Origin of the sequence: Aerococcus viridans (assembly GCF_002083135.2) — a bacterium.
Lineage (GTDB): Bacteria > Bacillota > Bacilli > Lactobacillales > Aerococcaceae > Aerococcus > Aerococcus viridans_C.
Map to the genome: position 1 here is coordinate 1,711,143 of NZ_NBTM02000001.1, position 13,298 is coordinate 1,724,440.

The 13,298-nt window shown below is 38.9% G+C and carries 11 protein-coding genes and 1 pseudogene; 7 read left to right on the forward strand and 5 right to left on the reverse strand.

Translation table 11 applies throughout. The features are described from left to right. Positions 1-113 precede the first annotated feature (113 nt). A pseudogene (locus A6J77_RS07995) lies at positions 114-895 on the forward strand (cation transporting ATPase C-terminal domain-containing protein); the annotation flags it as partial. Positions 896-998: 103 nt separating this feature from the next. Here A6J77_RS07995 and A6J77_RS08000 read toward each other — a convergent pair. Further along, on the reverse strand, positions 999-1,955 hold the full coding sequence (locus tag A6J77_RS08000) for a MetQ/NlpA family ABC transporter substrate-binding protein (RefSeq protein WP_083069749.1): 957 nt from the start codon (positions 1,953-1,955) through the stop codon (positions 999-1,001). Between the two features lie 94 nt (positions 1,956-2,049). Next, positions 2,050-2,811, reverse strand: coding sequence for a gamma-glutamyl-gamma-aminobutyrate hydrolase family protein (locus A6J77_RS08005; RefSeq protein WP_083069751.1), 762 nt, complete (start codon positions 2,809-2,811; stop codon positions 2,050-2,052). A 199-nt stretch (positions 2,812-3,010) separates the two neighbouring features. On the opposite strand from A6J77_RS08005, the gene A6J77_RS08010 reads away from it, so the two are divergent. The 4 genes from A6J77_RS08010 (at position 3,011) to A6J77_RS08025 (ending at position 7,818) form a co-directional block, all read left to right on the forward strand. Beyond that, entirely contained in the window at positions 3,011-3,706 is a 696-nt protein-coding gene (locus tag A6J77_RS08010) for an iron-containing alcohol dehydrogenase (protein ID WP_083069753.1), read from the forward strand. 38 nt (positions 3,707-3,744) lie between these two features. Beyond that, positions 3,745-4,086, forward strand: a complete 342-nt coding sequence (locus tag A6J77_RS08015; protein WP_193756656.1) for an iron-containing alcohol dehydrogenase — start codon at positions 3,745-3,747, stop codon at positions 4,084-4,086. 407 nt (positions 4,087-4,493) lie between these two features. After that, positions 4,494-6,194 (forward strand): arginine--tRNA ligase, encoded by a 1,701-nt coding sequence (gene argS, locus A6J77_RS08020; protein WP_083069756.1) that lies wholly within the window; start codon positions 4,494-4,496, stop codon positions 6,192-6,194. A 325-nt stretch (positions 6,195-6,519) separates the two neighbouring features. After that, entirely contained in the window at positions 6,520-7,818 is a 1,299-nt protein-coding gene (locus A6J77_RS08025) for a uracil-xanthine permease family protein (protein WP_083069758.1), read from the forward strand. 87 nt (positions 7,819-7,905) lie between these two features. On the opposite strand, the gene A6J77_RS08030 is transcribed toward A6J77_RS08025, so the two are convergent. Continuing rightward, positions 7,906-9,117 carry an O-antigen ligase family protein gene (locus A6J77_RS08030; RefSeq protein WP_227645161.1) on the reverse strand — a complete coding sequence of 404 codons (1,212 nt, stop codon included), beginning with the start codon at positions 9,115-9,117 and terminating at the stop codon, positions 7,906-7,908. 205 nt (positions 9,118-9,322) lie between these two features. Here A6J77_RS08030 and A6J77_RS08035 point away from each other — a divergent pair, with 205 nt between their 5' ends. Both A6J77_RS08035 and gorA read left to right on the forward strand, forming a co-directional pair. Next, entirely contained in the window at positions 9,323-10,030 is a 708-nt protein-coding gene (locus A6J77_RS08035; protein WP_083070286.1) for a dihydrolipoamide dehydrogenase, read from the forward strand. Beyond that, positions 10,009-11,361 carry a glutathione-disulfide reductase gene (gene gorA, locus A6J77_RS08040; RefSeq protein WP_083069760.1) on the forward strand — a complete coding sequence of 451 codons (1,353 nt, stop codon included), beginning with the start codon at positions 10,009-10,011 and terminating at the stop codon, positions 11,359-11,361. Before A6J77_RS08035 ends, gorA begins: the two co-directional genes overlap by 22 nt. 116 nt (positions 11,362-11,477) lie before the next feature. Here gorA and A6J77_RS08045 read toward each other — a convergent pair whose 3' ends face one another. Together A6J77_RS08045 and A6J77_RS08050 are read right to left on the reverse strand one after the other, a co-directional pair. Continuing rightward, positions 11,478-11,825: a hypothetical protein gene (locus tag A6J77_RS08045; protein WP_083069761.1), complete on the reverse strand. Its 348-nt coding sequence runs from the start codon at positions 11,823-11,825 to the stop codon at positions 11,478-11,480. Beyond that, positions 11,803-13,116 carry a DUF1576 domain-containing protein gene (locus A6J77_RS08050; RefSeq protein ID WP_083069762.1) on the reverse strand — a complete coding sequence of 438 codons (1,314 nt, stop codon included), beginning with the start codon at positions 13,114-13,116 and terminating at the stop codon, positions 11,803-11,805. The genes A6J77_RS08045 and A6J77_RS08050 overlap by 23 nt, the downstream gene beginning before the upstream one ends. Positions 13,117-13,298: the final 182 nt, after the last annotated feature.

A 13,298-nucleotide genomic window follows, 5' to 3' on the forward strand; every position in this document is an offset into this window, starting at 1 on the left:
TAATCTTAAATAATAGTTAGCAAAACTGCAGTCGTCATTTTGCAAAAAATAAATACATCACAAGAGCCACCTAAAGTAGGGACGCAAATCCCGTTAACTTTAGGTGGTTTTTTCTTAATGCTATGCCTGCCCTTAAACGTACGGATATTGGTGTAGCTATGGATGTTTCTGGTACGGATGTGGCCAAGGAATCAGCGGATATGATTTTAACCGATGACAATTTTAGTACCATGTCTCAAGCTATACGTGAGGGCCACCGAATCTACGATAGCATCAAGAAGAGTATCCTTTTCCTATTACCAACATCTTTTGCTGAAGGGTTAATCATTGCCTTTACAATCATGATGCAAACGGAATTACCGCTACAAGCGAGGCAATTACTATGGATTAACTCGGTGTCTGCCAGTACCATCCAATTTGCCTTCATTTTTGAACCAGCTGAACCAGGTGTTATCAACCGGAAACCGCGTAAAACCGGCAACAAGTTGATGAGTCGACATGACGTTTGGCAGATGGCTTATGTATCTGTTCTGATGACTGTGATTTCTTTAATTTCTCATCTCACTGGTTGCTGGGTCAAGGGGTTAGTGAAACTGTTGCCTCTACCGTTATGGTGAATACGGTTGCCTTGAGTAAAGTATTTTATCTTTTCAACATTCGTACAAGCGAGTCAGCTTTCTCCAAGGCATCTTTTACCAATCCAAAGGCCTTTCTAATTATCAGCGTGATGGTCATTTTACAGTTATTACTGACCTTTGTGCCATTCATGCAAGCGGCTTTCTCAACTGAAAGTATTTCCTTGGTCGGTTGGTTGATTGCCATTGGTGCAGGAATTATTGTCTTATTGGTGACAGAATTAGATAAATATTTCCGTAAAAATAAAGCGAACAATTAACAAAAGTCATTTTAAATAAAAGAACTGCCGCTTTCTCTAAATTAGAGAGAGCAGGCAGTTCTTTTTTTGTAGCTTATCTTGCTGTTGTATTCATTTACTTTTTTTATTGATTTTCTAGTTTAGCAGTATAGTCTTCATAGGTTTGATTAGCGTCTATACCCAGTTGCCAAACTGGGGTGTAGATTGGGTTAATAGAAGCCGCGTATTCATCGGTTTCCGGCGTCATATAAGTATCAACAACGGTTTGTAAGTTAGGGTCGTCTAGCTCATCTTCTCTCACTGCAATCGATAGGAAGTATTCTGGCGGTGTTTGTTCTGGATTTTCTAAAATGATGGCGTCATCAACGGTCATACCAGCGTCTACAAAGTAAGACACAGCAGACACAGCCAAGTCTAAATCAGGTAAAGCACGTGGTAGCTGGGCAGCTGGCATATAGTTGAATTGAATATTTTTTGGATTCTCTACAATTTCATCTTCGGTAGGGATAGTGCTCGCGTCGTCAGCTAAGGTGATTACGCCATTAGCATCTAAGAAATTCATGATATAACCGATGCTGACAGCATCATCATTCATCCCTAATGCTGCATTGTCTGGAATATCTTCAAGCGAATTAATGGCATCATCACTAGAAAATAGGCCTAAACGAGAAACTAAGGTAAAAGCAATAGGACGAATTTCCTGGCCTTGCGTTTGTTCTTGGTTAAAGGTATACATGAAGGGGATATATTGGAAATTATTTAAATCAATATCGCCTTCAACTAAGGCTTTATTGGCTGTGGCAAAATCACTGAAAAGAACGACTTCAAGGTTAATATTCGTCCCGTTTTCTTCTAAACGGTCAGCAACATTTTGCCAAATGTCTTCCGTGATGGCGGACACTACACCTACTTTTAAGTTGACCACTTCGTCACTAGTACTTCCTATATCATTAGTTTCACTTGAGCTTGTTGCCTTGTCGCTTGCTGTACTACTTTCACTAGCTTCCCGAGAGCCAGCTGTTAAACCACAGGCTACAAGGAAAGGTAGGATAAACAACCACAGTAGTTTTCTAAACTTCATAAAGAAAAAACGCCTCCTGATTTCTGTTATAGTTTGAATATAAATCTATTACATTCTAAACGAACTTACTAGAAAAAGAAAGCGTTTAATATTATTAGAAATTGTGGAACCACTCAAATATTGGTAGCATATTGTCTTCAAGGTTATCTGTCATCATTTCCGGATGCCACTGTACCCCTAAAATATTATAGGTTGATTTGGACTTGTCCACTTCATAGGATTCAATGACCCCATCATTGGCCCAGGCTGTTGCCTTAAGTAGAGGTGATAGGTCTTCAATCACTTGGTGGTGGTAGGTATTAATAAGCAGTGTTTTTGGATTATCAAATAGGTTGCTGATGATAGACCCTTTTTCCAATTGGATTGAGTGGTGCGGGAAGTGCATACGACTCCAATTCTGAATGTGTTGAACGGCATTGGCCTGACTGATTGGGTATTCGCTTAAATCTTGGTAAACTGTCCCATTGAGTAGGATATTAATCAATTGGAAACCACGACAGATGCCTAATATCGGAATATTCTTTTTGGTGGCAGCTTCAAATAGAGCCCGTTCCCAACGATCTCGTGGGGGATAGACACTTTGTAATTTAGGCGAAGGCTCACGGCCGTAAAGTAGCGGTGAAACGTCTTGTCCACCAGTAAATACAAGACCGTCCAATTTGGCAACATACAGTTCTGCCAAGGATAAGTCTTCTTGTAAAGGGATAATAATCGGAATATGCCCAGCTTTGGTTAAAGAGTTGCTATAACCGTGGGGACTATAATCACGCATAAATTCATCCCAGTCATGATCAAGGGCGTTATGGTTTCCGGTAACACCAATGACCTGTTTATATGTGGATACTTCATTATTCATACTGTCACTCCAAACTTTGATTTCCTATTTATTATACCAACAAACACTGGGGTAGGGTCAACTTAGACTACTTTTTCAAGATGATAGCGAATAAGGATAACAATTGATAGCTAATCGACACCCTGAAAAAGGGCTCAATTCTTCGAATATTACAATATTGAATGGTATATTAATTGCAGCGGATTTAAGGAATAAGGAAATGAATATGATCATATCAGTGAATTTACCAAGTTTTACGATCGGGCCGGATGCCTATGATGATATTAAAAAATACGCAGGTTTTGCAGGAGAGAAAGCAGCCATCATAGGTGGAGAAACTGCTTTGGAGAAGGCTTTGCCAATATTGAAACCAGCGATTGAAGCAGCCGGATTAACCATTACCACCATCGAATGGTATGGGGGCGAGGCTTCTTATTCAAACATTGACCGCCTTGTCGCTTTAGACCAAGTTCAAGCAGCAGATATGATTTTTGCGGTCGGTGGCGGGCGGGCCATTGATACTGGTAAAACAGTTTCAGCTAAACTTGAAAAACCAATTTTCACTTTCCCAACAATCGCCTCGAACTGTGCGCCAACTTCAGCCGTTTGCGTCTTATATAATGACGACCATGAATCAGCGGGTTCATACCGGTTACATGCACCGGCCGTCCATTCATTTGCCGACTCAACTATTATTGCTGAAGCACCTGAGCAAGACATTTGGGCCGGAATCGGTGACGCAATTTCTAAAGAAGTGGAAGTATCTTTTTCAGCTGAGGGACGAGAATTAGCCTACAATAATGCAATTGGTGTCCATATTGTCCAAGGGGCTAACCAACGTGTCTTGAAAAATGGCTTAGCGGCACTTGAAGTTGCCAAAGACCACCAGGAATCACCTGCTATCGATAATATTTAATTGAGATTCTTGGGACAACTTCGTATACGTCAGTATTAGTGGATCATGACTATAATGGTCACTTTGCCCACTCATTCTACTACGGAGTAACTGTCTTACCTCAAGGGGAAAGACACTTGCACGGTGAAATCGTATCTTACGGGGTATTAATTGTCCTACAATTGGCTAAAAAATATGACGAATTGAAAAAAATTCGTGATTTCATGATTTCAGTGGGATTACCAACGTCATTAAAAGCCTTAGAAATTGAAAGTGACGAAGATTTGAAAACACTATTAGATAAGGCCTTTACCTTAGACCATATTCAAACATCACCATTTGAAATTAACCGTCAAATGGTTGAAGATGCTATTCAGGAGGTTGAAAAATTAAACCAATAATTTGATGCATTATCATTTATATAATCGAGTGCGGGCTGTGGCGAAATGCTGCAGTCCTTTTTCTGGATTTTTGAGCTGATGAAGGCTAGTAATATAACTTTTGCAGTCGGTGCATTAATCATGATAGAATGATAGCGATGAAGAAGAAGCTTTATGCATGTAGAGTCTTTTATATTTGGTGAAAAAGTGATACAATTGACTAATTGTAAAGCAGTATTTTTACAAAGTGCCCGGTTCTTACCAGTAGGAATTTAATGTGTTTGATTGGTGGTTTATATTAATCAAATAGACTAGCAAGGGACGTATAAATTCATGAATCGGCCTTCAATATATAAATCAAAATAAGAGGCAAGTTGGCATCTGACTAAGTTGATGATTTGTCTTATTTTTCGAGAGGAGAACACTTAATGGACTTAAAAAATCAAGTTGCCCAAGTCATTAAATCGAGCATTGAAACTGAATTGACTTTGGAACAAATTCAAAATCTATTAGAAGTACCAAAACATGAGGGACACGGGGATATCGCCTTCCCATGTTTTATTTTTGCTAAGGAATTGCGTAAAGCGCCTCAAGCCATTGCACAGGAAATTGCACCACAAATTGAGGGTGAAATTGTAGACCGTGTTGAAGCAGTTGGCCCATACATCAACTTCTTCTTAAATCAAACATTGGTAACACAAGCAATCCTAACTGAGATTTATGAAGCAGGGAACCGCTTTGGTGAATTAGCCATTGGACACGGTGAAAATATCACCATCGATATGTCTAGTCCAAACATTGCGAAACCTATGTCAATGGGACACTTACGATCAACTGTTATCGGGAATGCCATTGCCAACATCACAACAAAAGTTGGGTTCAATCCAGTACGTATCAACCACTTGGGTGACTGGGGAACACAATTCGGTAAGTTGATTGTTGGTTATAAAAAATGGGGTTCTGAAGAAGCTGTTCGTGAAAACCCAATTCAAGAATTGTTGAAATATTATGTACAATTCCATGAAGAAGCAGAAGATGATGAAAGTCTTGAAGATGAAGGGCGCCTATGGTTTAAAAAACTAGAAGATGGCGATCCAGAAGCCTATGAATTATGGAAATGGTTCAAAGACGAGTCATTAAAAGAATTCCAACGCATCTATGATATCCTTGGCATCGAATTTGATTCTTACAACGGGGAAGCATTCTACTCAGATAAAATGCCAGCTGTTATCGATGAATTAGCTGACAAAGGCTTATTAAAAGTGGACCGCGGGGCAACAATCGTTGATTTAGAGGCTTATAACTTAAACCCAGCTTTAATTAAAAAATCTGATGGGGCGACTTTATACATCACACGTGATTTAGCAACAGCTTTATACCGTAAAGGAACTTACAACTTCGACCAATCACTTTACGTGGTTGGTAACGAACAAAGTAACCACTTCAAGCAATTAAAAGCTGTGTTAGAGTTAATGGGTTATGACTGGGCTGCAGACATTAATCACATTCCATTTGGTTTAATCACCCAAGACGGTAAGAAATTGTCTACTCGTAAAGGGAATGTTGTATTGTTAGAAGACGTATTAAACGATGCCATTGACTTGGCCTTCAAACAAATTAACGAGAAAAACCCTGACTTAGAAAATAAAGAAGAAGTTGCCCACCAAGTTGGTGTTGGTGCTGTTATTTTCCATGACTTGAAAAATGACCGCTTAAATAGCTTCGACTTCAACTTAGAAGAAGTTGTGCAATTTGAAGGGGAGACTGGCCCATATGTACAATATGCCAATGCTCGTGCCCACTCAATCTTGCGCAAAGGAAACTTTGAGCCAGCTAAGATCAGCGAAATGACAAACTTCAACCTAGATAGCGATGAAGCTTTCCAAGTATTGAAAGAATTGAACCGTTACCCAGATATTGTAGCTAGTGCATATGAAAAATACGAACCATCTGTTGTGGCTAAATACTTATTAGCCTTATCTCAACAATTCAACAAATACTATGCACATACACATATCCTAGCTGAAGATGATCAATTACAATCCCGTTTAGCATTAGTATATGCCTTAACACAAGTGTTAGAATCTGGTTTAGCTATCCTTGGCGTACAAGCACCAAGCCAAATGTAATTTTTTGGACGCTAGGTTGTTAAAACCAATTTAAAACAAAATATGTTTTCATAGGAGAAAGGTAGTCACTGCCTTTCTCCTTTTTATTGACTTTCAACTCATATTTTTCCAAGAATTCTCATCCACCTTTAAAAAATCTTAACAAGTGTCTTGACTTTAAATGTCAAACCATTATAATAATGAAAGCATAAAATCCTGTGAAGCATTGAGGGCGGGACCCAAGGTGTGACCACATAATGTCAATTGTGTTCTTAGGTCAATTTGCGAATGGCCTTATTTTTTTGGAAAAAAATAGGGTAAAACAAATTTGAGGGAGATGTGAGTTATGGCAATTAAAGCGAAACCACTTTTATTAGATGTAGAGGAAAAACCGTCGTTCGCGAAAGGTTTATTATTGAGTTTTCAACATGTATTTGCAATGTTTGGAGCAACAGTATTGGTGCCGATTCTTTTAGGGATGCCTGTATCTGTTGCTCTTTTTGCGAGTGGGATTGGGACTTTAATTTATCAGGTTGCAACTAAAGCGAAAGTACCTGTTTACTTAGGATCTTCATTTGCTTATATTACGGCGATGCAAATTGCAATTCAACAAATGGGCGGAGATGTTTCAGCAGCCCAAACTGGTGTCCTCATTTCTGGTATAGTCTACGTTCTTGTAGCGATTGCGATTCGTTTCGCAGGTACTAACTGGATCGATAAATTATTACCGCCAATCGTTATTGGACCTATGATCATGGTAATTGGTTTAGGTTTATCATCAAGTGCGGTAACCAATGCAGGTTTTGTAGCAGAGGGGGATGTACGTAACATTGTTGTAGCTGTTGCTACCTTCTTGATCACAGCCCTAGTTCAAACTAGAGCGAAAGGCTTTTTCAAAATTATTCCGTTCTTAGTAGGGATTGTCGGTGGTTATATTGTAGCGGTCCTATTGGGGATTGTAGATTTTACACCAGTTATAGAAGCGCAATGGTTTGAGTTACCTGCTTTATACCTACCATTTGAAACATCTGTGTTTGAATCATATAATTTATACTTTGGTCCTGAAACATGGGCGATTGTACCTATTGTCTTGGTCACTATTTCAGAACATATTGGTGACCATACAGTATTAGGTAAAGTTGTTGGCCGAAACTTCCTGAAAGAACCAGGTCTAAGCAGAACCTTAATTGGTGACGGGGTAGCCACTGCAGTGTCAGCCTTCATCGGTGGACCAGCGAATACAACATATGGTGAAAACACTGGGGTGATTGGTTTAACACGTGTGGCTTCAGTATCGGTTATCCGAAACGCCGCTATTATCGCTATTATCTTAGCTTTCTTTGGTAAATTTACTGCCTTGATTTCAACAATTCCAAACGCTGTAGTCGGTGGAATGTCTATCTTACTTTACGGGATTATCGCAAGTAACGGTTTGAAAGTCATGATTGAAGAGCAAATCGACTTCAACCAAGTACGCAACTTAATTATTGCGTCAGCAATGTTGGTTATTGGATTAGGTGGCGCGGTCTTAGACCTTGGTTACTTAACCTTCTCAGGAACTTCCTTATCAGCCATCGTTGGTATTATATTAAACTTAATCTTACCTACAGAGGTGACTTTCCAAGCCGATAGAGATGTTAAATAATTAAATAAAAATTGTTAGCAAAACGGCGGTTGAGACTAAGCTATCTCAACCGCCGTTTTAGCGTTTATTGTTTTTCAAATGTGTTAATTAGTCTCTGGAATAGTCTTTATCTTCGCCTTGTAATTCTGGGTTGGTATCAACTTCGTGATACATGTTATGGATAGACAGTACAACGAACAAGAATAGGAAGGCTGTTTGTAACCAGAATATGGTGAGGTCAAACATGCCGTGCAGGATAACGATACTGCAAAAACTACAAATCAAGGCTAAGCGACGTCGTAAAATCGGATATTGCCGCATTTGATGAATTTTCTTACCTAATGAAATCAGTGAAGGTAGCAATATACCTGTCCCGATGGCACCATAAGAAAGAAGCGTGTCTAAGACAATATTATGCGCATGTTGGGTGTATTTGTCCCCATAGTCATGCCAGACATTGAGATAAGTCAAAGGACCTTGTCCAAACCAGAAGTTATCTCTTAAGCCTTTCAAGCCGATTTCCCAGATGACAAACCGGTCTTCAAAAGCAAAGCCTAAATCCTCAAATCTCGGAAGGAATCCTAATTTGATGGCAATCAGTGTCCCAATCGTAGCAGTTATAAATGTCCCGACTGCTATTTTTTTATAACCCAATACGAAATAGAATACGAAGAGTGTCCCAATCACCACGAGTAGTGAGGTACGGGTTCCAGTATAGGTGATGGCGAATAGGTTGCATAAGGATATAAATAGAAAAACGCATTTCTTCCGGTATTTAGTCGTCCGCATCATTTTGTAGAGGCCGATAAAGAAGAAGAATTCTAACATCATGGCATAGTAGTTGGGGTTGGCAAATGTTGCTTCCGCCCGACCGTTATGGATACGGTTAATTTCTGGGGATATAAAACTGTAATCCCATTCTGGTACCCAATTTAAATATTCAAAGGTTGCGAATATAAAGATGATAAATGAGCCAATTAAGGCAATGTTCAACAATTCTTCAACGTAATAGGGTCGAATGACTTGTTCGTAATAGTTAAAATAGATGGCGATTGGTATAAAGGCAATCGAAATCCCTAATCCTGCCCAGTTTTGAAAGATAAATGAAATCACTGCTGAATACGCAATAAATATCCATATTGAGGTGGGGACTTCTCGCTTAATGTAGCGCGGTCCAAGTAGGCCTAACATGAATAAGAATATGAATATGACAGCGAAAGTGACTAAGGTCATATAAAATGGAAATAGGTTACTGATAAATAATATCGAGATCAGTAATGATTGAACTGGCCAGGTTAGTTGAGCTTCTGGTTTACTCACCAAAAGTACACCTCCCTAATGTAATCATAGTTATCATTATAGCAACAATTCACTGAAAAAACATGGATAGGCCGCAATATTATTAGATTTTTAAGACCTTTCATTTGTGGTTCGGGTAAGATATGAAACCCTCGTCTATAAGCACTATAATTAAAAGATTGTTGGAATAATGATATAATAAGATATATTGATTGGAGGGACGGATATGGAAAAACTCATTTGGACCGGACTTGATGAAAAGGCCTTTAAACCTTACAAGTCTTGGATCAACAAAGATAGTCCGGGTATCTGTGGCACCTATTGTGCGGCGGTATTAACCCATTTTACAGTGCTTCGGGATACCAACCACAGGATGGCTAAACAGGACCTAATTGATGCCTATAAAAAGGTTGTCGACGACTACCACCTACATAGTGGGACTTTTTATTGGAATGTGGAAACAGGCTTAAATTCAGTATTCAATTTCGAAAATTACCGTGCGAAATCAGGCTTGTTACCGGATATTGAAGTACCTAAGTTAATTGACCAATACCAAGCACCAGTCATTGTTGGTACCTTAAAATATTTAGGTTCTGCTTATAAAAACCATTGGCTACTTGTCTATGCTTACGCTTATGACGAGCAAAATGATTTATATTTTAAAGCTTACGATAATCACGGTAAACACAATGCAGTCATTCCAGCTAAACAAACGAATGCCTATGTATATTTAGAGCCGATCCAAGTAACGACATCAGAGCCGTCTACTGACGAAATAACCAATGAAGTGGACGATTTTACGCAAGATATTGCGATTGAAACCAATCAAGCGAGACAAATCTTTTTACAACGGCAAGCTAAAGAAGTTGAAGAACGGAAGAAAAAACAAATTTTTGGAAAAGAGTGGAATGAATGGAAAGATATGATTATATAAGTATCGGTGGCGGGAGTGCCGGTATCGCATCAGCAAACCGTGCCGCTGAATATGGAGCTAAAGCGTTAATTATTGAGAAAAGAGACGTTGGGGGTACTTGCGTAAATAGAGGTTGTGTACCCAAGAAAATTTCTTGGCATGGGACTATGCTGAGAGACCAGATCAATGAATATGGGTCTGCATACGGCCTAAACTTCACTGAAGAAGGCCCGGTTGACTATGCAGCTTTAAAAGCCAATAGAGACGCCTATATTGACCGTATCCACGGTGGCTATGCATCAGGATTTAAATCTCGTGGCACCCATTATTTAGCGGGTGAAGCCAAGTTCATTGACAACCATACTGTAGAAGTTGACGGCGTCCAATACACAGCCCCACATATCGCCATTGTGCCAGGTGGTCGTCCGCGTTTAATCGACCTACCAGGAATCGATTTGGTGGATACTTCTGACGACTTCTTTGAATGGGAAACTTTACCAGAAAGCGTCTTAATCATAGGTGCAGGTTATGTGGCAACCGAATTTGCGGGGGTATTAAATGGCCTAGGTGTCAAAACAAGCCAAGCTGTTCGACATGACCGTCCTTTACGAGGTTATGATGAAGCGATTATCGAAGTTTTAGTTGAAGAAATGAAGAAAACAGGTATTGAATTGCTGACTGAAAGTGATCCTGAATCCATTGAACAATTAGCTGATGGTTCACTTCGCGTAAACTTTAAAAATGGCCAACATGCTGACGCTGAAAAAGTGATTTACGCCATCGGACGTACACCAAATACAGATAATATCGGTTTGGAAAATACAGATGTTAAATTAACAAAATCAGGCCACATCAAAGTGGATGGCTACCATAATACCAATGTGGAAGGTTTATATGCCTTTGGTGACGTTATAGGTAAAGTTGAATTAACACCGGTAGCCATTATGGCGGGTAGAACATTATCCGATACCATTTTTAATGGTGCTGACCCGTACTTATTAGACTATGACACAGTACCAACTGTCATCTTTACCCATCCAGCAATAGGGGCGATTGGTTATTCAGAAGAGGCAGCTAAAGAAAGATTTGGTGCGGACAAGGTGAAAGTGTATACTTCAAACTTCACGCCAATGTATTCAGCAGTTTCAGAAAACCGCCAACCAGCACGGTTTAAATTGATTACCCAAGGCGACGATGAAGTGGTTGTTGGTGTTCATGGGATTGGTTATGCCGTAGAAGAAATGATGCAAGGTTTTGCGGTTGGTGTTCGTTTAGGATTAACCAAGAAACAATTCGACCAAACAATTGCCATCCATCCAACAGGCGCAGAAGAGTTCGTCACCATGCGCTAGATTTAATAGAATACAAAATAAAGCGTCCATCAGGAATCAGAAATCCTAATGGACGCTTTTTGTATAGATGTCAATAGACCTGGATGCAAAAAGATTGATTTGCTTTGATTCAATTTTTAATGATAAACGCGCTCGATATAAATTTGGAAGCCGGCCTCAGATACGTCAAAAGTAACATAATCGATAACGGCAGCTAAAATTTCTGTATTAAAGGTATCATTACGGATACCAAGAAGGTCTTCATAACAATATTCAATTTCTGGTTGTCTCTTAGCATTTAACTCATTTAGTTGATCTACAAAAGAGTGTGGAAGATTAGGTTTTTTTCCATCAAATTTAATTACAGACGTAGATTGCTTATCGGTCGCGATGGATAGCTCCATTTGATATTTATTAATTTCATAATCATCAAATAAGTTCATAAATTCTGATACAATACGATTAACCTTTGCGTATTCTCTCATGTTCGTTAGTTCTCTCCTTTATGACATCAAGTATAGGGACAAGGAACGCTGCGACGAAACCTCCAGAAAAGCCATTATTGTATAGGTTCAATCCGGCATGGGCAGAACCAGTGTTTTGCACAACTGCTGCATGCAAAGCGCCGGCAATAAGACCAGCCTTCCATCCATAATACCCAGCGATTGGTGCTAGGGTAGTACCAAATAATGCAGCTAATAGTGCACTTGTTGTGTTAGGGTTGTCAATATGCATAGCAATTTGCATCAAATAAATACCTACCATAATAGGGATGATATTAAATGGGTTTTTACCAAATGCTGCAAAACCAATTACAGTCAAGACTCCGCCAACAACTGCACCCTCTAGTTGGCCACCAACAATATACACATATGAGATAGCTATTAAACCTAGAATACCCATATTCATCAAGGTAATGGGTGTTCCAAATTCAATCACAATATCTGAGATTAGTTGTCCGGAAGATTTTCGTAATTTCATATAACCCTTAAATGAATAATCATTCAAAATAAATCCACATAAGAATAACACAAGTGAAAAAATGATAAAAAACGATGTTACGAGCGGACTAAATAATTGTTGGATTTCAATATCGTAAGATACCGGCAATTCAAAAACGCGCATTATAGATGCAATCAGTAATCCAATAACACCAGCAGTGAAACCAGTATTATATAGATTGAATCCCTGATGAAATCGTATAAAGCTAGATGAGACTGGGTGAATTACGAAACCAATTATTACCCCGGACACGATACCGACCGGCATACCTATATAGATGGGTAGCCCCTGCCCAAATGTGATTAAAGACACTACAGGACTTAAAGCTGAAGAAAAAAGAGCACCCAATACTAGGTTTGCAATCGGCGTATGCGAATATTTGCTATAAAGAAAGGTACCAATTAGAAATGGTATCGAATTATATAAGTTTTTCCCGAAGAAGGAAAAGCCCATGACTGTCAATATTGCAGCTAAAAGTGGACCGGTAATTTTAGGGGCGTTACGATGTATAAAAAAAGTATTGGCTAAAGTTAAAGTTCCTACGTTAAAAAAAGTTGCACCTATTCCACCAACTTCAAAATAATCCGTAATTAAATTACTAGGAGACAAGAGAATTGTCCAATAACCAGATATTAAAGTGCTAGGTGATTGCATAATTAACCCAAATAATATAAAAATGCTAGCTACTGTATAGAAGAATAAGGGTTTAATTTCAGTTTCACCAAAGAATAGAAATAAAAATCGTTGTAGTTGATTGTTGATTGTATTGCGCATCTAAAACCACCTTTAATAGTATAATATATTTTATTTTTATTTAATCTTAGCAAGAATCTGGTAGGTAAACAAGCAAAAATTGCAAAGATATATAATGAGATAAACTCAAGAAAAACAGATCATATGACAAAATATAAAAAGGCTATGACGGAAGTGTCACAGCCCTTTGTAGCTTAAAAAGC

Coding starts and splice junctions, on each gene's coding strand:
- A6J77_RS08000 (WP_083069749.1), bottom strand. CDS start 1,955: ATGAAGTTTAGAAAACTACTGTGGTTGTTTATCCTACCTTTCCTTGTA.
- A6J77_RS08005 (WP_083069751.1), bottom strand. CDS start 2,811: ATGAATAATGAAGTATCCACATATAAACAGGTCATTGGTGTTACCGGA.
- A6J77_RS08010 (WP_083069753.1), top strand. CDS start 3,011: ATGAATATGATCATATCAGTGAATTTACCAAGTTTTACGATCGGGCCG.
- argS (WP_083069756.1), top strand. CDS start 4,494: ATGGACTTAAAAAATCAAGTTGCCCAAGTCATTAAATCGAGCATTGAA.
- A6J77_RS08025 (WP_083069758.1), top strand. CDS start 6,520: ATGGCAATTAAAGCGAAACCACTTTTATTAGATGTAGAGGAAAAACCG.
- A6J77_RS08035 (WP_083070286.1), top strand. CDS start 9,323: ATGGAAAAACTCATTTGGACCGGACTTGATGAAAAGGCCTTTAAACCT.
- gorA (WP_083069760.1), top strand. CDS start 10,009: ATGGAAAGATATGATTATATAAGTATCGGTGGCGGGAGTGCCGGTATC.
- A6J77_RS08045 (WP_083069761.1), bottom strand. CDS start 11,825: ATGAGAGAATACGCAAAGGTTAATCGTATTGTATCAGAATTTATGAAC.
- A6J77_RS08050 (WP_083069762.1), bottom strand. CDS start 13,116: ATGCGCAATACAATCAACAATCAACTACAACGATTTTTATTTCTATTC.